This is a genomic window from Aeromonas sp. CA23, from assembly GCF_002587065.1.
Taxonomy (GTDB): Bacteria; Pseudomonadota; Gammaproteobacteria; order Enterobacterales; family Aeromonadaceae; genus Aeromonas; species Aeromonas bestiarum.
In genome coordinates this window covers 1,291,375-1,315,088 of the sequence record NZ_CP023818.1, presented here as the reverse complement: position 1 = coordinate 1,315,088, position 23,714 = coordinate 1,291,375, and the positions used below count along the sequence as shown (strand labels likewise).

Genomic DNA, 23,714 nt, shown 5'->3' with positions numbered 1-23,714 from the left:
CAGCGTGCATTCAACTCGCAGAAAAACGCGCTAGCGCACCCGGGCTATGGCGGTGTTGAGCCGCATGTTGCCGGCATCCAGGCTCGGGGTCTGGCCGTAAAACTCGAACTCCAGCTTGACCCCGGGGCGGAACAGCAGGCAGTGGGTCGAGCCGCCGAAGTGGAACATGCCGAGCTGATCCCCCTTCTTCACCCTGTCCCCCGCCCGCACAGTGATGTCGCAGCTCGACACCTCGGCCATGCCCACAGGCACCACGCACATCAGCCCGATTTTGGGGTTGTCGGCTTCGATGAAGATCAGCGCCCGGGTCGCCACCGAGGTGAGGAAGGGCTGCGAGTTGTTGGGGGCGCTGGGATCCGCCCCCTGCGGGTCGACAAAGCCCTCGAACTGGTTCTCCAGATAGTAGGTGCCGTTGACCACGCGCACCTTGCGAATGGTGCCGCTCACCGGGCTGTGCCAGCGGTGATAGCTGAGGGCGCTGAGGAAAGCCTGATACACTGTGCCGCCGTCGAAGCGAGGCGCCAGATCGTCGAAGTCGAGCATGTTGTCCAGCGAATAGGGCTGACCCTTGAGCCAGAACTGATCGCTGCTGCTCACCTCTTTTCTCACCTGCAGCGGCGCCGATTCGCAGGCGTTGACGATGACGTTGTCATCCGCCGGCGCCGAGACAGGCCGCACACCGGGGCGGAAGGTGCGGGTGAAGAACCCATCCCAACTGCCGAAGCCATGATACTCGGCCGCCGGATCGCACTGGAAGATGGTCTCGAAGCTGGCTGGCGTGGGATTGGGGCCCTCACCCAGGGCGCCGGTCGCCACCTTGACCATCTCGGCCTTGGCCACCTTGCCGAGCCAGGGCACCACCAGTGTCTCATGATCCAGCCGGCTGACCGGCTCGTTCAACACGTAGCGCGACGCCGGGCTTTGCAGAAACAGCGCCCAGTAATCGAGGATCTTCTTGAACTGCTGGTTGATCAGGGCGTTGGCGAAGAAGTGATAACCGGACTGGGTCGCCATGGGCCAGTCGAGCAGCGCATTGATGGGAAAACCTATGAGGCCGGAGGGTTCGTGCGTCGGAATGTCCTGATACGCCTCGGGGGCCGTGGTCATGATGCCGTTGAGCAGCCCCAGAAACTCCTCGAAGGATCGCACCTCGATCTGACCGAGCGGGGTCAGGTGCTTGTGGCGCCAGGCCTCCTTGAACATGGCTTCGGCCTGGGCATGCAGCGAAGGGTCGGCGTTGACCAGATCCCGCAGCTCGGCGATGGGCGGCACAAGTGCGCTCGGCTGGTTGGCGACATAGTGCCTGATCCGCCGGATCCAGCGCTCGATATGGGCACTATCCTGTGGCACCCAGCCGCCGGGGCGAGACTTGTTCAGTCGGGTTTCAACTGCCTTGTTCATGAGTCTATCTCCTCAAATGATGTTCACGCCCACAATCCACGGCTTGAGCATTGGCTACCGGTTTGCCATCAACACGCAATGACACCGCCCATGTGGTGTAGCACACGAGCCCGTGAAGCACGATTGCCAGAAACGACAGGGCAAATTGGCGCAATAGCGACTAGCGGTCAGGGGCGGTGCGGGATCTGAAGGGAAAGAGGCGCCGGGAGTGAGCTGACGCCGCCGTAAAACGGCAACCATAGGAGCAGGTGTGACGGGAGGAAAAACCGGGAACGCAGAAATGCGAAAAGCCAGCTCAATGAGCTGGCTTTTCTGAAAATGGCAGGGGCGGCAGGACTCGAACCCGCAACCATCGGTTTTGGAGACCGCTGTTCTACCAATTGGAACTACGCCCCTGCAACAAACGAGGCGAATTATACAAAGCCGGGTTCAAAGGTAAAGGCTTTTTTCTCACTTTCGATTCGATTGCACAAATGACGAGCAACTCGCGGCAATTTGCGCAGCCTGACGGGGTAACTTGCTGTATTTACAGCCTTGTCAGGGTAGGAAAGCCACATAAATGGGGGTAGGGTTAAGTCTGGATCCGGGAGGCTACTCATGCTCAATTACCGCTTGCTCCAACAACTGGCACCGCTCAACTTCAGGGATGAACGCAAGACGGAGTCCCTGCCCGACTATCTCGACCGGGTCGCGCCGCGAGTGCCCTTCATTCCCCACAGCGTGCTTTCCCAGTGGATTTATCGCCATTGGCGCGGTTTTGAGTCCAACTGGAGCTTTATCGACCTGGCCCATCACCAGTTCGAGTGCGAGAGCTGGCCCACGGAGCAGATTGTGACCCAGGTCAGCTCCCGCCATATGGAGGTGGTCGAGCGCTGGGGCGAGATGCTGCGCCACAATCGTTACGTGCGTCGATCCTGGCTCGGCGAATACATGCTGACCCAGGGCACCTGGTCCGAGCCCATCATAGTGCTGGCCCCCGCGCCGGATAGCCGCTACCCGGACGGACAGCCGCTGCCGCAACCCTATTGCCTGCTGGAAGGGCACCACAGACTCGCCTATCTGCGCTGCATGGCCGAAGATGCCCTGCCCCTGCAAACGGAACACAGCGTGTGGGTTTGCCGACCCGTTCACGACACTTAAACGTTTTCCCGCGCAAATCTTGCCTTTGAAATAAATTTTTGACAATTCAAAATGCGACTCTATAATCTGTCCGGTTTTGAAAAAGGTCGAGACGAGACGATGCAGTTTTTGATTCAGAAAACAGCCTTGCAGACGGGTGGAGCGCACCAGAGCGGCCCCGTTGTTTCCGGTTCCCGACCCACAGATCCCCAGTTATTTTTAAAAAAAGCCCCTGTTTCAGGGGCTTTTTTTTGTGCCCGAAAAACCTTCATTGATGTCAAAGGGAATGCAGACGATGACCAATCCACTCTATAAGAAACATGTCATCTCCATTTCGGACCTGACCCGGCCCGACATGGAACTGGTGGTCGCAACCGCACAGCGGTTGAAGGCCGAGCCCGACACCCGCCTGTTGAAAGACAAGCTGGTTGCCAGCTGCTTCTTCGAAGCGTCCACCCGCACCCGCCTCTCGTTCGAGACCGCGGTTCAGCGCCTGGGTGGCAACATCATCGGCTTCGCCGACGGTGGCAGCACCAGCGCCAAGAAGGGCGAGACCCTGGCCGACTCCATCAAGATCATCGGCTCCTACTCGGATGCCGTGGTGATGCGTCACCCGAAAGAGGGTGCCGCCCGCCTCGCCTCCGAGTTCTCCCGGGTGCCTGTCATCAACGGTGGTGACGGTTCCAACCAGCATCCGACCCAGACCCTGCTCGACCTCTTCTCGATCCATGAGACGCAAGGCAAGCTGGACGGCCTCAACGTGGCCTTCGTCGGCGACCTCAAATACGGCCGCACCGTCCACTCCCTGGCCCAGGCCCTCAGCCTGTTCAACTGCCGCTTCTTCTTCATCTCCCCGGAAGCGCTGGCGATGCCGGACTACCTGTGCGAGGAGCTGGAGGAGAAGGGCATCCAGTTCAGCGTGCACGAGACCATGGAAGAGGTGATGCCTGAGCTCGACATCCTCTACATGACCCGGGTCCAGAAAGAGCGCTTCGACGAGACCGAATACAAGCACATGGCCGCCAAGTTCGTGCTGGAGCTGGCCACCCTGGAAGGGGCCAAGCCCACCATGAAGATCCTGCACCCCCTGCCCCGCGTCGACGAGATCGAGGTCGCGGTCGACAAGACTCCCCACGCCTACTACTTCCAGCAGGCGGAGAACGGGGTCTACGCGCGCCAGGCACTGCTGGCTCTGGTACTGAACGAAACCGTCTAAGGGAAAAGGGGAACATCATGTCCGAGAAGAATCAACTGCAAGTCGAAGCCATCCGTCACGGCTCCGTCATCGACCACGTCCCCGCCGGCCAGGGCATCAAGATCCTCAAGCTGTTCCAGCTGATCGAGACCCAGGAGCGGATCACCGTCGGTTTCAACCTGAAATCCGGTGCGCTGGGCAAGAAGGATCTCATCAAGATAGAGAACACCCGCCTGACCGCGGAGCAGGCCAACCAGCTGGCCCTGTTTGCCCCCAAGGCGACCGTCAACATCATCGAAGACTTCGCCGTGGTGAAGAAGCACCAGCTGGAACTGCCGGAGTTCATCACGGGCGTGTTCCACTGCCCCAACTCCAACTGCATCTCCCACAACGAGCCGGTGGACAGCTACTTCCGGGTGCGAGAGGTGAAAGGCGTGGTGCGCATGAAGTGCAAATACTGCGAGAAGTCCTTCACCCAGGACATAGTCAGCGAACGTTACTGATATCTGAATGGGCCCTGTGGGGCCCATTTTTGACCCCTGTCACATCACAGATTTTCCGTTTAGCTATAATTTGCCATCCTATAAAGGCTAAACATCGCTCATTCCCTGCCTCACTCCTTTCCATCAGAACTTTTAGCTATTAAAAGGCATTGGTGGCAGATTTCGAGCGATAGCCTTCGGTCACAGTCAAAGGAAATCGCCGTGGTCAAAACCCTCAGTCGTCCCGTTGAACAAGAGCCCGATCTGGCCCAGCTGGATGCCTGTCGCCAGATCATCGGCCAGCACTGCTACAGCACCCAGGAGGAGATCCGCCGCGAGCTGGCGGAGCGCGGCTTTGCCGACATCAGCCAGTCCACCATCTCCCGTCTGTTGCGCCGCCTCGGCGTGGCCAAGGCCCAGAATGCCAACGGCAAGAAGGTCTACACCCTGGTGGACGAGCAGCTGGAGCCCGCCGGCAGTACCCGCTCCATCCACGACATGGTGCGCGAGGTGGTGCACAACCAGCAGATGGTGTTGATCCACACCACCCCGGGCGCCGCGACTGTGGTGGCCCGCCTGCTGGATCGCAACGCCAATCCCGAGATCATGGGCGCCGTCGCCGGCAACGACGTGGTGCTGGTCGCGCCGCGCCATATCAGCCGCACCCGCCTGGCCCATGCGGCCGTGGTGCGCACCCTGGAGCAGGCTCGCTGACGTTCCTCCCCTGAATGCACAAGGCGACCCCGGGGTCGCCTTTTTGTTGTCTTGCCCATCGGATTGCGAGCTCATGCGCCGGGTTCCCCGCCCTGTCCTGTTTCTCGGCCATAAAAAACGGGAGCCACTGGCTCCCGTTTCATGCGGTGTTTCACCTGTTATGCCAGCACGGCACCCAGGCTCAGGCAGGCTACGATCAGCACTGTCAGGATGCCGAGCAGCGGTGCCACCCACTTCAGCCAGCGTACATAGGGCACCTTGGCGATGGCCAGGCCACCCATGACCACGGCGGAGGTCGGCGTCACCAGGTTCACCAGGCCGGAGGCGGACTGATAAGCAGTCACCACCAGCTCGCGACCCACGTTGGCGAAGTCGGCAAGGGGCGCCATGATCGGCATGGTCAGCACGGCCAGACCGGAGGAGGACGGCACCAGGAAGGAGAGCACCAGCTCCAGCACGAACATCACGTTGATGAACACTACGGTGGAGAGGCCGGTCACTATCCCTTCTGCGCTGTGCAATATGGTGTGAGTGATCATGCCGTTGTCCATCACCACTACTATACCGCGAGCGATACCTATGATGAGGGCCACACCGAGCAGGTCACGGGCACCGTCGATGAAGTTGGAGGTCAGCTCCTCCTCGCTCATGCGGGAGATGACGCCGACTATGATGGCAGCGGCCAGGAAGACGCCGGAGATCTGCGCCATCCACCAGCCGAGCACGGCTACACCGTAGATCATCACGGCGAAGGCGGCGACGAAGATACCCAGCACTATCTTGCGAGTCAGAGTGAACTCCAGCATCTGGTCGCTCTTGTTGCCGAGGAAGTGGGCACGATTCTCTTCCCACTTGTCAGCCACCAAGGACTTGCTGGGGTCGTTGCGCACCATCTTGGCGTAGCGCATGACATAGGCCACGCACAGCAGCCAGCCGGCAATCAGCATGGCGACGCGCAGCCAGATACCGTCGGTGAAGGAGATGCCGGCGGCGTTGGCGGCGATCACGGTCGCAAACGGGTTGATGGTGGAGCCCAGAGTACCGATACCGGCACCCAGCAACACGGTCGCGGCGGCGACCACGGGGTCGAAGCGGGCGGCCATCATCACGGGGACCAGCAGGGTATAGAAAGGCAGCGACTCTTCAGCCATGCCGTAGATGGTGCCGCCTGCGGCGAACAGCGCCATCAGGATAGGGATCATCCACTCTTCACGGCCGCGCAGGCGGTCGGTAACGCGCTCGATCCCGGCATCGATGGCACCTGTCTTGGTCACAATGCCAAGAAAACCACCGATGATCAGGATGAACAGGGAGACGTCGATGGCGCCTGCCTGATAGGTGTCATGGTTGTAGAGACCATCGATGGGTGCCAGCAGCACGTCGACTATCCCCTGGGGATTCCCCTCTACCAGCTTGTAGGTTCCGGCCACCGGCACTTCCTTGCCGAGGGCGTCGTTCATGATCATGTCGTATTTGCCGGCTGGCACTACCCAGCTCAGGGCGGCCACCAAGGCGATCAGCACAAACAGTATGGTGTAGGCTGATGGGAACTTGAATTTGGTCATGGTCCAGCTTCCTTCTGTGGTGTGGTATCCATGCAAGCTGCGGGTCGTAGGGTTAGAGGTATTATGCCGCCGTCACATGGTCGAAAAGCCGGGGGTTGCCCCCCGGCACCACTACTGCGACCTTAGTCGCCCAGCGTAGCAACCATCACTGCCTTGATGGTGTGCATCCGGTTTTCGGCCTCGTCAAACACGATGCTGTGCTCGGATTCGAACACGTCCTCGGTCACTTCCAGACCTTTCATCCCATATTTGTCAGCCACTTCCTTGCCCATGGTGGTCTCATCGTTGTGGAACGCCGGCAGGCAGTGCATGAACTTCACATCCGGGTTCTTGGTGGCGTTGATGACATCCATGTTGATCTGGTACGGGGTCATCAGTTTCACCCGTTGATCCCAGGCTTCTTTCGCTTCGCCCATGGAAACCCAGACGTCTGTGTAGAGGAAGTCGGTACCCAGCACGCCCTCTTTCACATCCTCGGTCAGGGTGATGCGAGCGCCTGTCTCTTCGGCGATCAGGCGGCACTTGGCAACCAGCGCTTCTTCCGGCCAGAAGGCTTTCGGTGCGACCAGGCGGATATCCATGCCCATCTTGGCGGCGCCGACCATCAGGGAGTTGCCCATATTGTTGCGGGCATCACCCAGGTAGGCGAACTTGATTTGATCCAGACGCTTGCCCTTGCCGTGCTCCAGCATGGTCATGAAGTCGGCCAGGATCTGGGTCGGGTGGAATTCGTTGGTCAGGCCGTTCCAGACAGGGACACCGGCATAGGCACCCAGCTCTTCCACGATTTCCTGGCCATAGCCACGGTATTCGATACCGTCATACATGCGGCCCAGTACACGTGCAGTGTCCTTCATGGACTCCTTGTGACCGATCTGGGAACCGCTTGGGCCGAGGTAGGAGACTTGAGCGCCTTGGTCGAAGGCCGCCACTTCAAACGCACAACGGGTACGGGTGGAGGTCTTCTCGAAGATCAGGGCGATGTTTTTGCCGGTCAGGTGCTTGCGCTCATAGCCACCGTACTTGGCTTTCTTCAGGTCGATGGCCAGGTCGATCATGTATTGGATTTCGCGCGGGGTGAAGTCCAGCAGTTTCAGGAAGTTACGGTTACGCAGATTAAAAGCCATGATGAGTTCTCTCTATATTTGTTCAGACCAATTTGGGCAGTGTTATTGACTACGCATACACAGTACAAACTTGTTCAGGCCCCATTCGGGCAGTGTTGTTGACTAGGCATTCACGGTGCGGGTGGCAACGATATTGGTGCCGGCTTCGCCCTTGAGGATGGCCAGGCCATCTTCCAGAGAACCGATCCCGACCATGCCGCCGGTCGCCTTGACGAATTCGCAGGACGCTTCGACCTTGGGCCCCATGGAGCCTGCGTCGAACTTGACGCCAGCCAGTTCGGCCGGGCTGGTGACTCGCAGCGGGTGCTGGGTCGGTTTGCCCCAATCCAGGTAGACGGCATCGGCGTCGGTCAGGATCAGCAGGGCATCGGCCTTGATCTGCTTGGCCAGGTAGGCGGCAGACATGTCTTTGTCGATGACGGCTTCGATGCCAGTCAGGCACTGACCATCCCAGGTCACGGGAATGCCACCACCACCGGTACAGATGATGAGGTGTCCCTGGGCTATCAGGGTTTCGATGGCATCGCCTTCAACGATGCGCTGGGGCAGCGGAGACGGCACCACGCGGCGGAAGAACTTGCCGTCGGCCTTGACCACCCAGTGCTTCTCTTCGGCCAGGATGCGGGCTTCGGCTTCGTCATAGACGGGTCCGATAAATTTGGTCGGATTGGCAAATGCCGGATCCTTGGGGTCGACCTGCACCTGGGTCAGCAGCGCGGTGACGTTGCGGCTCGGCATCAGGTTTTTGAGCTCCTGGATCAGCATGTAGCCGATCATGCCCTGGGACTCGGCACCCAGCACATCCAGGGGATAGGGCGCGACCTTGGTATAGGCGCTGTTTTGCAGGGCCAGCAGGCCGACTTGCGGGCCGTTGCCATGTACCAGCACCACGTTGTACTCCTGAGCGATCAGGGCTATGGTCTTGGCGGCGGTGGCGATATTCTTGCGCTGGATATCCGCTTCAAGGGGCTCACCACGACGGAGCAGGGCATTGCCACCCAGGGCGACGACGACAGTTGGTTTTTTCATGAGTGTTGATCTCGAGTCTTGGTATCTGTGGCGCCAGCCTCTGCCGGCGCCACGCCGTCTTGTTAGATGCCGTCACGTTCCATCGGGCAGCTCATGCAGCGGGCGCCGCCGCGGCCACGACCCAGTTCTTCACCCGGGATGGAGAGAACTGTGATGCCGGCCTTGTCATATTTCTCGTTGGTGTAGGTGTTGCGCTCATAACCCACGACCACGCCAGGACGCACCGTCAGCACGTTGTTGGCATCGTTCCACTGTTCACGTTCGGCTTCGAAGGTGTCACCACCTGTGGTGATGAGCTTGAGCTGATCCACGCCCAGCGCCTTCTCGATGGCGGTCACGAAGTAACCCTCTTCCTTGATGTTCATGCCGGTGGCACCGCCCGGAGTCAGACTCCAGCAGTTCACATCCTTGCGGATGACTTCCGGATAGACGGAGAAGGTGTCTATGTCCATGTGGGTCATGACGGTATCCAGGTGCATGCAGCTGCGGTGTTTCGGCAGTTGCATGGCGATGACCTGTTTGGCCTGACCGTGTTTGAACAGGCTGCGTGCCAGGTGCTCGACCCCTTGCGGCGTGGTGCGCTCGGACATGCCGATGAGCACGGCGCCACGGCCGATGACCAGCACGTCACCGCCTTCGATGGTGGAGTTGTCGTAGTCACGATCCTCGTCACCGAAGTACTTGATGAAGTCCTGACCGGCAAACTGCGGGTGCCAGCGGTAGATGGCCTTCACATGGTTGGTTTCGCGGCGACGGGCGGCCTTGGCCATGGGGTTGATGGAGACGCCACCGTAGACCCAGCAGGAGGTGTCACGGGTAAAGAGATGATTGGGCAGCGGCTCTATGATGAAGTCAGTCGGGGCGTGCATGCCCACTACCATGTTGACGCCGCTGTAAGGCATCTCTGAGTAGGTCAGGCCACCGGAGAGAATGCGGGCCAGTTCGCGGTGCGGCATGTCAGCCAGGAAGCAGCGCACGTCGTTGGCAAGGGAAGAACCGAGGCGATAATCGGAGACCTGATGTTGCAGCAGCCAGGTTTTGGCTTCCGGCACATCCAGAGTCTCGGCCAGCAGGTTGGTCAGCAGGAAGACTTCGACATTCTGATCGCGCAGTACCTGAGCGAATTTGTCGTGCTCCTGACCGGCGCGTTCAACCGACAGGACATCATCAAACAACAGGTCCTGGCAGTTGGAAGGGGTCAGACGCTTCAGACTGAGGTTGGGGCGGTGCAGCATGACACGGCGCAATTGGCCAACTTCAGAACCTACATAAAATTTGCTCATGATTATATTCCGTCTAGCAGTGGTCCCTGCGAGTGATTGAATAGATTCCTTCTATTCATGCTCGTGGCTAAGGCGGGATATTCTTTATGTAGGGTACTCAGCTTGTGTTCTATCCTGCCCTTGCCTTTCGAGACCGAGGTTAGACCTGCCAATCACGATAAACTTAGACATTGATCACATTCACTCTGAACTGAATAAAATCACGGTTTATTCTTTGATGAGGGTAACAGAACTGACAATCTCTCATTCAGACATCATGCATTGATACGCATTAATCCACGCTTTTATTTCATATTTCATCCTGTTTCATTCACGGAAAATATCTACTAAGGGATATAACAAAAAACAAAAAGCCATTATTTTCAAAGCGATATAAAAAATAAACTCGTCACCTGAATTTAATATGCATTAAACTGAATTTTTCACTGGTTTTTGAGGGATGGGCACCGAGATAAATAGTCATAAGCAGGCGCGGCGCTGAATAATCTGCTTCTTGTCCCAGATCATGGCATTGTGCCAAACCCGCCAGCACAGGCTCGCGGCACAAGTTGTCAGCAACATGCCTGTTATATGGATATGCACAAAGCCCGCATCTTGGTCATGTATTTCTCAGCGACCCCGCTACACCCTCTTTTCAAACTTTTTTCATTCGTTGAATTTATTTCATAACCTTGCGTCACGGGCCGGCTCGGCTTAACTCAGAAAGTGATCCAGATCACGCCGTGTTCTGTCACCAAGGAGATAGCCATGAAGATCAAGTCACTGTTCCTGTTCGCCGCCCTGATCCTGCCCATGACCCCATCGCTGGTCAGCGCTGAGGGAGCGCCCGCCATCCCCATGGTGGTCTGCCATGTCGACCAGGCTCCCCAGATGCTGGTCCCCGAGTACGTGTGCCAGTGGTACGGCGGCAGCCAGCACTACTGAAAGTGAGAGCCCAAGAGGAGGTCACCTCCTCTTGGCTTGTCATGCTTCAACCCCCTCCTATACTCAAGGCAGCTATTTTTCATAGGGATAGGAGATAGTCATGATCCTGTTGGTCGGTGGAGAGAAGGGAGGGAGCGGTAAGAGTTGTCTGGCCCAGAATCTGGCGGTCTACCTCAGAACCCGGTTTCATGGCGAAGTGCTGCTGGTCGATTGTGACCCGCAACGCACCACCTCGGACTGGATCCAGGAGCGCAACGACAACCCGGATCTGCCCCAGATAAACTGCGTTCAGCTCTACGGCAATATTCGCAACGACCTGCTCAGCCTGAAAAACCGCTATGACTATGTCATCGTCGACTGTGGCGGCCAGGACAACCGGGCGCTGCGATCCACCATGGCGGTGGCCACCCATGGCCTGATCCCGCTGCGGCCCAAACGCCGCGATCTCAAGACCCTGCCACACATGGAAGATCTCATCACCACCTGCAAGATGGTCAATCCCACCCTCAAGGCCGCCGTGGTGCTGACCCAGTGCCCGGCCCTGCCCAACCAGGTAAAACGGATCCTGGAGGCCAAGGAGGTATGCGCCTCGTTCGGGGTCGATGTGCTGAACGCCATCACCTATGGTCGCAATGTCTATGACGACAGCGAGGAGAAGGGCCTTTCCGTCATGGAGATAGAACCCGATGGCAAGTCGGCCGAGGAGATCCGGGCCATCGCCAAGGAGTTTTTGGAGCTGGAGGTGTGAGATGGGCCTTGCCGACCTGAAGAAGAAACACAATCTGCATCATCAGAAGAAGTTCACCATAGACGAATTCATCGAGGATGCGGACTTCTATGCCAAGGGCAAACCCAAGGTGGTCAGCCTTGAGCTGAACCTTCATAGAGAAGAAGCCCTGACGGCACTCGCCTTTATCGAAAGCGGCGACTACCTGAAGCCCAGCTATAAAAAAGCCACTTTCTCCCTGAGCACGGCCGCCATCGACGAGCTTGGCAGCCTGACCCAGCAGGACGGCATGAACAAATCCCTGTTGCTGCGTCTGTTCACCCACTATTTCTCTTCACTGAGCCCGGAAGAGCGTCAGACCATCTATGAACGGCTGCAGGAGCACAGCTGACCCACCATATTGGTAGTCATTCTCACCTTTTCGGCGACCACACATCTGCCCCTTCCCCCTTTCTGAACCCGAGTTAAACGACGTGTGAGACATTCGCCATCCTCCCTGTGAGCCAGACGCCGAAAAAGATCCCGCGATAGTCGGAAGATAGGATCCAAAAACCTGAACGTTTAATACTCAACCATATGATTTTAAATGATAAAAAACACAACAAGTTTCTTGCGTAACGAGATGCGTAAAAACGTTTTTCATGCTGCCGTTGTCGTCCCCTGCGAAATCCTTATAGTTACTCATGCACGGACGCAATGAAGTCGGTCAGGAAGACTGGCTGCCAGGGTTGGGCAAATGGACTCACCACAGGATGTGGTAAAGGACACCTCCCAGGACGGAGAAAGTGCGACGGGAACGGATGACTCGTCAGGCCATGATGGCTAAAGGACACCCCAAAGGATTGGGAAGGGGAAACCTAAAGGAAGAGGTATAGTCAGGGATTGCAGGGAGCAACTTCGTTCAAGGACATGAGCGATAAGACTATCGGGGGCGACGCAAGTCGCCCCCATCTTTTTGGCCTTTTTTACCTGGCCCCCCAGATGCCGTTATTCCAGCCGGAAGTGCCCCACTATCTCCCTCAGCCTGTGATAGGTCTGCTGCATCGAAGCCGAGCTGGTCACAGTCTCTTCTCCATTGTGTGTCAGCTGACGGATCACCTCGGCGATGGCGCTCATGTTGCGATTTATCTCTTCCGCTACCGCACTCTGCTGTTCGGCCGCCGTGGCGATGTGGCTGATGAGATCGTTGATCTCCACCACCTCGCCGGCCATCAGGTCCAGCGACTCGTTGACCTTGGTGGTATTCTCGGCGGCACCCTGACAGCTCTGCTTGGTGTTGCTCATGGCCTCCACCACGGTCCGGGTACCCCGCTGCAGACTGGCCAGCATGGTCTGGATCTCGGCGGTGCTCTTCTGGGTGCGAGCCGCCAGCGAGCGGACCTCGTCCGCCACCACAGCGAAGCCGCGTCCCTGCTCACCGGCGCGGGCCGCCTCTATGGCGGCGTTGAGCGCCAGAAGGTTGGTCTGTTCGGCAATGCTGCCGATCACCCCGAGCACTGAGCCAATCTGCTGCACATCCTGCTGCATGGCTTCGATGGATCTGGCTGTTTCCTCCACCTCGTCCACCAGCGCCATCACGCTGGCCATCGCCTGATCGACCACCTGGCGGGACTGGCTTGCCAGCTGCTGGCTCTGGCCGGTCAGCTGGGCCGTGCTGGCGGCACTCTCCGAGACGGAAACCGCGGTGCGGCTCATCTCGTTGATGGCGGTCACTACCTGCTCGGTCTCGCGCACATGATCCGCCAGCAGGGATTGCGCAGCCCCGGTCTGGCTGGCCAACCCCTCGATACCGTTGTTGAGCTGGCCGCTCGCCTGCCGCACCTCCCCCATCATCTCCTGCAGACGTTCGATGAAGCGGTTGATGCCGGCCGAGATCTGGCCCAGATCATCCGTGCTGGTCACCGTCAGGCGGCGGGTCAGGTCGCCGCTGCCACGAGACAGCTCCAGCACCAGATCCCGCAGCGAGAGGATGGGACGATAGGCGACATTGAGCGCCAGCATGGCCAGCAGCAATACCAGCACGGCGACCGCCAGCAGGGCCATGACGATCTGGCCATTGAGCGCCTGGGTCATGGTGCGGATGTAGTCGAGGTCTATGTAGCCAGTCAGCGTCCAGCTGCTGCCGCGAATATCCAGCGGGTTGGGGCGTGCCTCGCTCTCACCCTGCGGCTTGCTGCTGTAGAGCACATTGCCCTGACCGTCGGCAAGGGAGAAGTAACGCCCCTCCCCGCTCACCTTCTCCAGCAGGTTCTTGAACTCGCTCATGTCGAGGTAATAAAGGTAGGCAGAGTCGGCACCACGCGGGACCAGGATGGAGATGACGGGTTTGCCATCCAGCTGCTGCAGCGGACTGACGGTGATCCGGTTGTTCGCCTCAGGGATCAGCTTGCGCAGGGCCTCGACCCTGGCCGTGTCATTGATGACGCCGCTCACGTCGAACGCCATGTCGCCGATCACCTTGACGATATTGTGAAAGCCGGTCTCCTCCAGGGTCTTCTTGACGTTGGTCACCCCGAAGTTGAGGTTGGCGGCCAGCAGAATTTTTTGATTGATGTCCCCCGCCAGCTTCTCTTTGACCAGGGCTATCTGTTCGTTGATGTTCTGGGTGGCCTGAGTGCGAATGTAGCCACTGATGAAGTGATTCACGCTGAGCCAGGCGGTGCCGATGGTGACCAGAATGGCCAGCAGCAGCAAGACGTAAATCTTGACCTTGAATGGCATGGGATCCCTCCAGAAGAGAGGGCAGGCATGGCCAGCCCTCTCTGCCAATCGTTATTTCTTCTTGGCGTACTTCATGGAGTCCAGGGCCACCGCCAGTATGATGATGCCGCCCTTGATGATGAACTGCCAGTAAGGGCTGACTCCAATATAGGTCAGACCATAGTTGATCAGGGTGAAAATGAGCACGCCCGTGATCACCCCGGCAACCGTCCCCACGCCACCGGCGAACGAGACACCGCCCACCACGCAGGCCGCGATGGCATCCAGCTCATACATGAAGCCCAGGTTGTTGGTGGCACTGCCGATGCGGCCCGCTTCCAGCATGCCGCCGAAAGCGTAGAAAACACCCGCCAGGGCATAGATCATCACCAGGTTGACCGCCACGTTGACGCCGGAGACCTTGGCGGCCTCGGGGTTGCCGCCGATGGCGAAGATGTTTTTGCCAAAGCGGGTCTTGTTCCACAGCACCCAGACAAAGACGCTGGCGATGGCGGCATAGAAGGTGAGATAGGATAGCTTGAACCCTCCCAGCTTGATGAAGCCCTGCGCGAAGCTCGAGAAGCGAGGATCGAAACCGGCCACCGGTGAGGCCCCCACGGAATCAAAATAGAGGGAGTTGATGCCGTAGACGATGATCATGGTACCCAGGGTGGTAATGAACGGGGTCACATTGAGATAGGCCACGATCAGACCGTTGACCAGGCCTATCAGGGCACCCACGGCACACACCAGCAGGATCACCACCGGAATGGGCACCTCCCCCAGACTGGGGAACACCTTGTTGACGTTGGTCAGCGCCTGCAACATGGTGGCCGCAATCAGCGCCGCCAGGCCAACCTGGCGACCGGCCGACAGATCCGTACCCTGGGTGATGATAATGCCCGCCACCCCGAGCGCTATGATGACCCGCACCGAGGACTGGGTCAGTATGTTGCTGAAGTTGGTGAGGCTCAGGAAGGATGGCTCCTTGATCACTATGATCATGAGCAGCACCAGCAACACCACATAGATGCCGTTCTCTTTGAGCGCCTGCATCAGATTGAAATTTTTAGCCGACTCCATAAATGTCTTCCTGTCTCTAAAGGTACAGAGATGCCAGGCGCAGTATCTCGCTCTGGTCAGTTTCTTTGGTATTGACGATCCCGGCGACCCGGCCATTGCTCATCACCATGATTCGATCCGTGATCCCCAGCAATTCCGGCATCTCTGAGGAGATGATGATGATGCCCTTGTCCTTCTTGGCCAGCTCCAGGATGAGCTGGTAGATCTCGAACTTGGCCCCCACGTCAATCCCGCGAGTCGGTTCATCCAGCATCAGGATCTCCGGCTGGGTCAGCAGCCAGCGGCCGATAATGACCTTCTGCTGGTTGCCACCGGACAGGGAGCCGATCTGGGTCTGCTGGGTCGGGGTTTTGACGCGCATGGAGTCGATGACCCACTGGGTATCGCTCTTCATCTTGTTGTTGCTGAGCAGCCCCATGGAACTCTTGTAGCTGTCCATGTTGGCGATCAGGGAGTTGAAGGCGATATCGAGACGGGAGTAGATGCCGGTGGAACGGCGCTCTTCCGTCACCAGCGCGAATCCGTTCTGAATGGCCTCGTGCGCCGTGTGATTCGCCACTACCTTGCCGTGCAGCTTGATGACGCCCTCGTTGCGATCGCGAATGCCGAACAGGGTCTCGACGATATCGGTACGCTTGGCCCCCACCAGCCCGGCGATGCCGAGGATCTCCCCCTTGTGCAGATCGAAGGTGATGTCCTGAATGGAGGGCTGGTTCTTGGCCGTCAGATGCTCAACCTCGAGGATCACCTCTTTCGGCTGGTTGGTTTTTTCCGGGAAGCGCTGGGTCAGTTCACGGCCAACCATCATGCCGATGATCTGATCCATGGTCATGCCCTCGAGCGGCTGGGTCGCCACCCACTGGCCATCCCGCAATATGGTGATCTCGTCACACAGCTGGAAGATCTCTTCCATCTTGTGGGAGATATAGACGATGCCGCAGCCCTTCTCTTTCAGCTTGTTGATGATCTTGAAGAGATGATTGACCTCTTTCTCGGTCAGGGAGGAGGTCGGCTCATCCATGATGACGATCTTGGCATCGTAGGAGAACGCCTTGGCGATCTCGATCATCTGCATCTGGGACACCGAAAGCGTGCCCACCTTGACCCTGGGATCTATGTCGATATCCAGCTCGTCAAAGATGTGCTTGGTGTCGTCATACATCTTGCCGTGGTCGATGAACCAGCCCTTGGTGGGATAGCGACCGAGCCACATGTTGTCCATTACAGTGCGTTGCAACACCAGGTTCAGCTCCTGGTGCACCATGGAGACGCCATTCTCCAGCGCCTCTTTGGAGGAGGTGAAATTGATCTCCTGTCCCTTGAAGAAGATCTTGCCCTCATCCTTCTCATAGATGCCGAACAGGCATTTGAGCAGCGTGGATTTTCCTGCCCCGTTCTCGCCCATCAACGCATGCACAGAATGAGGACGGACCCGTAAATTGACTTTATCGAGTGCCTTGACGCCAGGAAAACTCTTACTGACGTCAATCATCTCCAACAGCCATTCTGATTGTTGCTGTGTTGTCATATCAGCCATCACATCTGGTTGAAAAAAGGGCAAGGGGATCTCCCTTGCCCTGGAGGGGGGAATTACTCGAATTGGGACAGGTTGTCTTTATCCACACCGACGTAGGCAACACGGACGACCTTGTCGACGATGTTCCACTTGGTGCCTTCACCGGCCGGCTTGCCTTCAGCCAGGTTCTTGGTCAGCTCGAAGGTGGCCTTCGCCTGGTTGGCCGCATCGTTCAGCACTGTACCCGCCATGGCACCGCTCTTGACCATGGCCAGGGCTTCCGGCAGGGCATCGACGCCAAATACCGGGATGGCAGTCTTGCCTTGCGCTTTCAGGGATTCAACGGCACCCATCGCCATGCCGTCATTGTTGGCGATGACCACTTCGATCTTGCTGGCGTTGGGGCCGGAGATCCAGGCATCCATCTTGTCCTTGGCCATGGCGGTATCCCACATACCTGTATCCATGTGCAGCTGTTCGGTTTTGACGCCGCCGTCGTTCAGGGTCTTGATGACATAGGTGGTACGGGCTTCCGCATCCGGGTGGCCCGGCTCGCCCTTCAGCAGTACGAACTGGATGACGCCATCCTTGTTCAGATCCCACTCCGGATGGGCTTTCCAGTGTTTGGCGATCAGCTGACCCTGGATGATGCCTGACTCCTTGGAGTCGGTACCCACGTAGTAAGCCTTCTCATAACTGGCCAGATCGGCAGCACTCGGCTCCTTGTTGTAGAACACCACGGGCACATCTTCGCCACGGGCCTTCTCGATCACGACAGGGGCCGCCGCCGGGTCAACCAGGTTGATCGCCAGGGCCTTCACCCCTTTGGCCAGCAGCACGTCGATCTGATCGTTCTGCTTGGACTGGTCATTCTGGGAGTCATTCATCAGCAGCTCCACACCCGGGTTTGCCGCTGCTTCCTTCTCGATTGCCTTGCGCACCACAGCCATGAAGTTGTCATCGTACTTATAGACTGTCACCCCGATACGGGTTTCGGCATGGGCAGTGGCTCCTGCCATCAGGCTCATCAGCACGGCGGCAATTGTCGTGATTTTTTTCATTGTTATGCTCCGATCTCTCTATCTGTTTTTTGTAGGGAATGCTGTACACCAATTGAACTGGCGCCAGCCTAATGTAATCAGTTTGTTGTGTGATGTTCTGTGATCCTGACAACAAAATGAAAACGTTTACACTCTGTTACATAGCAACAAAACAATTAAATATCATATGGTTATGAGTAATCATTTTCGACTGAGGCCTTATCGCCGCCTCAGTCGACCCAACCATGGCTCAGATTCAGCGTAGAACACAGTTCCAATAGTAGCCGCCCGGCTGCAACCAATATTCCGGTCGCACGCTCTGACTCCAGGAGTCATCGCCCCCAATCCCCATGTGGAAGCCATCGAGGCAGAGATGCAGGCCCCCCTCGGCCACCAGGTCTGTCTGGTGACGGGCCTGGGCCAGCTGCTGCTGGCTGTAGCGGCTGACGCTGAAATGGAACTGCCCCTCGACGGCAATCTCGCCAAGCTGCAGTTGACGGGTATCACAGCGCAGCCCGTTGTCGGTCGGGAACACATAAGGGGTATGCAGGTCCGCCAGCGGCAACTGCCAGCGGCCGAAGTCGGCACCGAGCAGGCGATCCGGATAGTTCTCGTGAGGGCCCAGACCCAGCCAGCTCAACTCTGTCACCTCGTCGACCAGCCAGAACAGGGCGCCAATGCGGGGCAACGACGGCATGCCGGCCGCAACCTCGACGGCTATGGTGAGCGCCATGGCACCGTCCGCACCGAAGCTGTGCTGCCAGCGGGTCGACAGCTTGAGTACCCCCTGGACGAAGTAACCGTGCCTGACCAGCACGCGGCCATGATGGGGATCCACCTCCAGCCCAAGACAGCGATGCTCAAGTTCGTTGAGGCCGGCGCCTTGCCAGCGGGCAATCCAGGCGTTGGGATCTATGTGATCCGCCTCGCTGGCGCCTATGTCGTTGTCGAGCGGTGCGCGATAGAAGTGATCGGCAATGGCATCCTGCAGCCGTTCGCGGCCATGTTTCTGCCAACTGCGGATGCGGCCGCTGGTTTTGTCCAGTTGCCACTCGCTGCCAGCTGCGCAGACAAGCCAATGATCCGGTTGCTCCTTTATCGCGGCGGGGTTAAACGCCGCCGGTATCGCCATCGGCGTTGGCAGCATAAATTGCTGGCGCGCCACCTCATGCTCGGGCTCGGCCCAGGCCGTGGCGGCGGGTTGCACTATGGCCAGATCCAGCCAGGCGAGGGAGCCCGCCGCAAAGGCCGGCAGCGTATCCAGCAGGGTCAGTACCACGCTGGCCCGGGGCGCCAGGCTGAGTGGGCATTCACCCTGTTGCAGCACAAGGCCGTTCTCGCACAGTTGCCAGCGCAGCAACTCGTTGTCCGTACTGCGGAACAGATACTCGCTGCGAATTTCGACCCGCAGCGGCGCCTGGCTTTGCAGCGTCAGCACAAAAGGTTGCTGGGCCCGCTTCGCCTCGAACAGGGCGGGATGGGACGTCCGATCCGGGAACAGCAGGCCGTTGCAGCAGAACTGACGGTCATTGGGCTGGTCGCCGAAGTCACCGCCGTAGGCCCAGTAGTGACGGCCATCGTCGGTCTGCTTGTCGAGCCCCTGATCCACCCAATCCCACACGAAACCGCCCTGCAGCCTGGGATGATCGCGAAACGCCTGCCAGTAGTGGGCAAAGCCCCCCAGGCTGTTGCCCATGGCGTGGGCGTATTCGCAGAGGATGAGTGGCCGGGTCTCGCCCGGCAGGCCGATCCACTTGGCCAGCGCCCACTTGGGCACCGCCGGGAAGGGCTGGTCCTGATGGGTGCGGGCATACATGGGGCAGATGATGTCGGTGGCCGGGGTATCGGCCCCGCCCCCTTCGTACTGCACCGGACGGCTCGGATCCGCCTGCCTGGCCCAGCCATACATGGCATCGTGGGCCGGGCCGTAGCCCGATTCGTTGCCAAGGGACCAGATGATGATGCTGGGGTGGTTGAAGTCGCGGGCCACCATGCGGGTGACCCGCTCCAGGAAGGCGTTGCTCCAGGCCGGATCCCGCGCCAGCCGCCCCATGGGGGTCATGCCGTGGGTCTCCAGATTCGCCTCGTCCACCACATAGAGGCCGAGCCGGTCGCACAGGCGATAAAGCTCGGGGTGATTGGGGTAGTGGGAGCAGCGCACCGCGTTGAAGTTGTGCCGCTTCATCAGCAGCAGGTCCTGCTCGATGGCGGCAGGAGTTACCACATGGCCCCTGGCTGCATCGTGTTCGTGCCGGTTGGCGCCGCGGATCAGCAGGGGCTGGCCGTTGACCCGCAGCAGACCGCCCTTGATCTCCACCGCCCGAAAGCCCACGTCATAGGCCTCGCTCTCGATGGGCTCGCCCTGCTCGCCGAGCAAGGTCAGGGTCAGTCGGTAGAGGTGAGGCGTCTCGGCACTCCACTTGCGCGGGGCCGCCACCTCGAGCCAACACTCTGCACGATCCTCATAGGCCCCCTTCTCGTCGATGGCTGCCGTGCCGAGCCGCTGGCGCAGGTTGGCCACCCGCTCTGTGCCGTCGTAGAGGCTGACCTCCACCGACAGGCCCGCTGCGTTGGCGGCCTGCAGCTCGATCTTGAGACGAGCATCCCGATGGCAGGCATCCAGCACGGGCGTAACCCGGATATCCATCAGATGACGGGCCGGTTTGTGCAGCAGAGTGACGGAGCGGAAGATGCCGCTCAGGCGCCACATGTCTTGATCCTCCAGATAGGAGCCATCTGACCAGCGCAGCACCAGCACAGCCAGCCGGTTGCCGCCGGCCTGCAGGAAGGGGCTCAGATCGAATTCGGCAGGCAGCCGGCTGTCCTGGGAGTAACCCACCCAGCGGCCGTTGCAGAACAGGTAGAAGGCGCTGTCGACCCCGTCGAAGATGATGCGGGTCTGGCCGCCGGCCAGCCAGTCGGCAGGCAACTCGAACTCGCGAGAGTAGCAGCCGGTCGGATTGGCGGCCGGCACCCTGGGCGGATCGCAGGGGAAGGGATACTTGATGTTGGTGTAGATGGGGCCGTCCGTGAGCGGACGCGACGCCGGGTAGGCGGCATCCAGCTGCCAGTTGCCCGGCACCCTGATGGCACACGCCTGCGGCAGATCCTGCGTCAGCCAGCCATCGGGCACCCGCTCGGGCGCCTCGAAGAAGGAAAAGCGCCATTCGCCATCCAGCAGCAGGCGGGACGGCGAGGCGAGATCGGCACGGGCGTCGGCCTCACTGCGCCAGCTGAACAAGGGGGTATGGGCAGCCAGACGATTCACCGATGTAATCGCCTGGGTCTGCCAATCCTGACGGGCCACTATCTCCCTGAGCATTCTTCTCTCTCCCTGCATGAACGCCGAAAACGTATGCAGTGTAGGGGAGTTTTGCCCGGTGATCGGCGATCTCGCTCACACAGATGTAAACGATTACACTGATTTTGTTAAGTAAAACAGGGTAAAAATGAGCTAAATGAAGGTAAAAGACCGAGCCCTCGGATCACAGGCCTGAAAAACGGCGATCCGGGGGAAGAAAGAGGCGTGAATAGAGGGGGTCAGGCCCGTACGGGTGCCACCGAGTGGCGATTGATCAGGGTCGGCGTGTAAATGCGGCTCTGCACCGACTCGCACTCACCCGCCGCCAGCTGCAATGCCAGCTTGGCCGCCTGGGCCGCCATCAGCTCGATGGGATAGCGCATGGTGGAGAGCTTGGGTCTCAGGTATCTGGCGTAGATGATGTCATCGAAGCCCACCACCGAGACCTCCTCCGGCACCTTGAGGCCGTTGTCGGCCAGCACAGAGATGGCGCCGGCCGCCATGGCATCGTTGTAGGCCACCACGGCCGTGATGGGCTGTCCCTTGGCCAGCAGGTTGAGCATGGCGCGCTCCCCCCCCTCCTCGTTGGGCATGCCGCTCTCCACCAGCTCGGGATCGGCGAAGAGCCCAGCCTCGGCCAGCGCATCCTGATAACCCTGCAGCCGCAAGGTGGCATCCTCGATGACGTGATCCGAACTGAGGAAGGCGATGTGGCGGTGGCCCAGCTCCAGCAGATGACGGGTCGCCGTGGCGGCCCCCTGCCGGTTGTTGAGGGCGATGCAGCGCCCCTTCAGGGCCGGAATGTCCCGGTTGATCAACACCATGCCGGGCACCCGCTGGGCATAGTCGATCAGCTCCTCGTCGCTCAGTGCCTTGCTGTGCACCACCAGCGCCTCGCAGCGCTTGCCGATCAGCAGCTCGATGGATTCCCGCTCTTGCTGTGCCCGGTGAAAACCATTACCCATCAACAGGTGCAACCCCTGCTCCACCGCAATCGCCGCGACCCCCTTGATCAGGGCGCCGAAGAAGGGATCCGCCACGTCACCCACCAGCACCCCCATGGTGTCACAGGTTCTGCTGACCAGCGCACGGGCATTGGCGTTGGGGGTGTAGCCCAACTCGGCCATGGCCTTTTGCACCACCTCGCGGGAGGCGGCACTGGCCTTGGGTGAGTTGTTCATCACCCGTGAAACCGTTGCCACAGATACCTTGGCCAAACGGGCGACATCCTTGATGGTGCTCATGCTGTTTTCACTTATTTCACGGTTCAAGACGGCGCCATTATACCGAGCAATGTCACTGATAACAGGGGAAAAAGCCACATAGCTGCATTTATGACCACACCAACAAGTGTAATCGTTTCCACATATTTGTTAACCAGTTCACAGTTTACCCGTCGGAGCCTCGGCTAGACTCCTTCACAGGCTTTTTTAGCGTGGAGAAGAGGATGAAAGTACTGGTCACCGGCGGCTGCGGCTACATCGGCAGCCACACCTGCCTGGCCTTGCAGGCCGCGGGAATGGAACCCGTGGTGGTGGATAACCTCTGCAACAGCAAGGCGGGCGTACTGGCGCGCATCGCCGCCATCAGCGGGCGTGAACCCCTCTTCTATCAGGGGGACATTCGTGATCCGGCCCTGCTGGATCGCATCTTCGGCGAGCAACAGATAGCCGCCGTGATCCACTTCGCCGCCCTCAAGGCGGTCGGTGAATCGACCCGTCTCCCCCTCGAATACTACGAGAACAATCTGGGCGGCACCCTCACCCTGCTGCAGGCGATGAAACGCGTCGGGGTCAGCAGCCTGGTGTTCAGCTCGTCGGCCACCGTCTATGGCGATCCGGCCAGCACGCCCATCCGGGAGGATTTCCCCCGCAGCGCCACCAATCCCTACGGGCGATCCAAACTGATCATCGAGGAGATCCTCGAGGATCTGCAGCGGGCCGAGCCCCACTGGAGCATGACGCTGCTGCGCTACTTCAATCCGGTCGGCGCCCACGACTCAGGCACCTTGGGGGAAGATCCCCAGGGCATACCCAACAACCTCATGCCGTTTTTGACCCAGGTCGCCATCGGCCGCCGCGACTCTCTCTCCGTCTTTGGAAACGATTACCCCACCGTCGATGGCACCGGGGTGCGCGACTACATCCACGTGATGGATCTCGCCGAGGGGCACGTCAAGGCGTTGCAACATTGCGCCAGGCAGGGGGGCGTACACGTCTACAACCTGGGCACGGGCCAGGGCCAGAGCGTGTTGCAGATGGTCGCGGCGTTTGAAGCCGCCTCCGGTCGGCCGCTGCCCTATCGCATCGAACCCAGGCGCCCAGGCGACATCGCCGAGTGCTGGGCCGATCCCGCCAAGGCCGAGCGTGAGCTGGGCTGGCGTGCCAGCCGCGACCTCGCAACCATGTGCGCCGACAGCTGGCGCTGGCAGTCCGCCAATCCGCAGGGGTACGAGGCGTGAACATGCCCAGTGCGACTCGCCCTCCCTCGTCCGCCCAGCAGGCGGCC

19 protein-coding genes and 1 tRNA gene are annotated in these 23,714 nt (G+C 59.4%); 8 read left to right on the top strand and 12 right to left on the bottom strand.

Annotated features, from left to right (window positions below; genetic code table 11):
• Positions 1-30 precede the first annotated feature (30 nt).
• Positions 31-1,401 (bottom strand): phosphatidylserine decarboxylase family protein, encoded by a 1,371-nt coding sequence (locus CK910_RS06135; RefSeq protein ID WP_098981611.1) that lies wholly within the window; start codon positions 1,399-1,401, stop codon positions 31-33.
• A 319-nt stretch (positions 1,402-1,720) separates the two neighbouring features.
• Positions 1,721-1,797: transfer RNA gene (locus CK910_RS06130), tRNA-Trp, on the bottom strand.
• A gap of 201 nt (positions 1,798-1,998) precedes the next feature.
• Between CK910_RS06130 and CK910_RS06125 the strand changes: the two genes are divergently transcribed.
• The 4 genes from CK910_RS06125 (at position 1,999) to CK910_RS06110 (ending at position 4,911) form a co-directional block, all read left to right on the top strand.
• The gene (locus tag CK910_RS06125) at positions 1,999-2,541 is read left to right on the top strand and encodes a hypothetical protein (protein WP_098981609.1); all 543 of its coding nucleotides are present in this window, start codon (positions 1,999-2,001) and stop codon (positions 2,539-2,541) included.
• A 274-nt stretch (positions 2,542-2,815) separates the two neighbouring features.
• Positions 2,816-3,736: an aspartate carbamoyltransferase gene (gene pyrB / locus CK910_RS06120; RefSeq protein WP_172955250.1), complete on the top strand. Its 921-nt coding sequence runs from the start codon at positions 2,816-2,818 to the stop codon at positions 3,734-3,736.
• Between the two features lie 17 nt (positions 3,737-3,753).
• Positions 3,754-4,218 (top strand): aspartate carbamoyltransferase regulatory subunit, encoded by a 465-nt coding sequence (pyrI, locus tag CK910_RS06115; protein WP_005318436.1) that lies wholly within the window; start codon positions 3,754-3,756, stop codon positions 4,216-4,218.
• A gap of 201 nt (positions 4,219-4,419) precedes the next feature.
• The gene (locus CK910_RS06110) at positions 4,420-4,911 is read left to right on the top strand and encodes an arginine repressor (protein WP_042870238.1); all 492 of its coding nucleotides are present in this window, start codon (positions 4,420-4,422) and stop codon (positions 4,909-4,911) included.
• 158 nt (positions 4,912-5,069) lie between these two features.
• On the opposite strand, the gene CK910_RS06105 is transcribed toward CK910_RS06110, so the two are convergent.
• The 4 genes from CK910_RS06105 to arcA all read right to left on the bottom strand — a co-directional run bounded on the left by CK910_RS06105 (position 5,070) and on the right by arcA (position 9,915).
• Positions 5,070-6,476, bottom strand: coding sequence for a YfcC family protein (locus CK910_RS06105; RefSeq protein WP_043142720.1), 1,407 nt, complete (start codon positions 6,474-6,476; stop codon positions 5,070-5,072).
• A 122-nt stretch (positions 6,477-6,598) separates the two neighbouring features.
• A complete protein-coding gene (gene argF / locus CK910_RS06100) occupies positions 6,599-7,603 on the bottom strand; it encodes an ornithine carbamoyltransferase (RefSeq protein WP_042870242.1) in 1,005 nt (334 codons plus the stop codon).
• A 102-nt stretch (positions 7,604-7,705) separates the two neighbouring features.
• Entirely contained in the window at positions 7,706-8,632 is a 927-nt protein-coding gene (gene arcC / locus CK910_RS06095; protein ID WP_043142723.1) for a carbamate kinase, read from the bottom strand.
• Between the two features lie 62 nt (positions 8,633-8,694).
• On the bottom strand, positions 8,695-9,915 hold the full coding sequence (gene arcA / locus CK910_RS06090) for an arginine deiminase (RefSeq protein WP_042870246.1): 1,221 nt from the start codon (positions 9,913-9,915) through the stop codon (positions 8,695-8,697).
• 747 nt (positions 9,916-10,662) lie between these two features.
• On the opposite strand from arcA, the gene CK910_RS23640 reads away from it, so the two are divergent.
• The 3 genes from CK910_RS23640 (at position 10,663) to CK910_RS06080 (ending at position 11,957) form a co-directional block, all read left to right on the top strand.
• Entirely contained in the window at positions 10,663-10,839 is a 177-nt protein-coding gene (locus CK910_RS23640; RefSeq protein WP_103472280.1) for a hypothetical protein, read from the top strand.
• 100 nt (positions 10,840-10,939) lie between these two features.
• Entirely contained in the window at positions 10,940-11,587 is a 648-nt protein-coding gene (locus tag CK910_RS06085) for an AAA family ATPase (RefSeq protein ID WP_043142728.1), read from the top strand.
• 1 nt (position 11,588) lies between these two features.
• Positions 11,589-11,957, top strand: a complete 369-nt coding sequence (locus CK910_RS06080) for a hypothetical protein (protein ID WP_043142730.1) — start codon at positions 11,589-11,591, stop codon at positions 11,955-11,957.
• 596 nt (positions 11,958-12,553) lie between these two features.
• Here the strand turns inward: CK910_RS06080 and CK910_RS06075 are convergent.
• From CK910_RS06075 to CK910_RS06050, 6 genes are all read right to left on the bottom strand, one after another.
• Positions 12,554-14,287 (bottom strand): methyl-accepting chemotaxis protein, encoded by a 1,734-nt coding sequence (locus tag CK910_RS06075; protein ID WP_098981603.1) that lies wholly within the window; start codon positions 14,285-14,287, stop codon positions 12,554-12,556.
• Positions 14,288-14,338: 51 nt separating this feature from the next.
• The gene (gene mglC, locus CK910_RS06070; RefSeq protein ID WP_042870254.1) at positions 14,339-15,349 is read right to left on the bottom strand and encodes a galactose/methyl galactoside ABC transporter permease MglC; all 1,011 of its coding nucleotides are present in this window, start codon (positions 15,347-15,349) and stop codon (positions 14,339-14,341) included.
• A gap of 16 nt (positions 15,350-15,365) precedes the next feature.
• On the bottom strand, positions 15,366-16,886 hold the full coding sequence (gene mglA, locus CK910_RS06065; RefSeq protein ID WP_043142972.1) for a galactose/methyl galactoside ABC transporter ATP-binding protein MglA: 1,521 nt from the start codon (positions 16,884-16,886) through the stop codon (positions 15,366-15,368).
• 53 nt (positions 16,887-16,939) lie between these two features.
• Entirely contained in the window at positions 16,940-17,926 is a 987-nt protein-coding gene (gene mglB, locus CK910_RS06060) for a galactose/glucose ABC transporter substrate-binding protein MglB (RefSeq protein ID WP_043142734.1), read from the bottom strand.
• A 235-nt stretch (positions 17,927-18,161) separates the two neighbouring features.
• On the bottom strand, positions 18,162-21,227 hold the full coding sequence (locus tag CK910_RS06055; protein ID WP_098981601.1) for a beta-galactosidase: 3,066 nt from the start codon (positions 21,225-21,227) through the stop codon (positions 18,162-18,164).
• Between the two features lie 218 nt (positions 21,228-21,445).
• Positions 21,446-22,450: a substrate-binding domain-containing protein gene (locus tag CK910_RS06050; protein ID WP_042870263.1), complete on the bottom strand. Its 1,005-nt coding sequence runs from the start codon at positions 22,448-22,450 to the stop codon at positions 21,446-21,448.
• A 203-nt stretch (positions 22,451-22,653) separates the two neighbouring features.
• Between CK910_RS06050 and galE the strand changes: the two genes are divergently transcribed.
• Positions 22,654-23,667, top strand: a complete 1,014-nt coding sequence (gene galE / locus CK910_RS06045; RefSeq protein ID WP_098981599.1) for a UDP-glucose 4-epimerase GalE — start codon at positions 22,654-22,656, stop codon at positions 23,665-23,667.
• Positions 23,668-23,714: the final 47 nt, after the last annotated feature.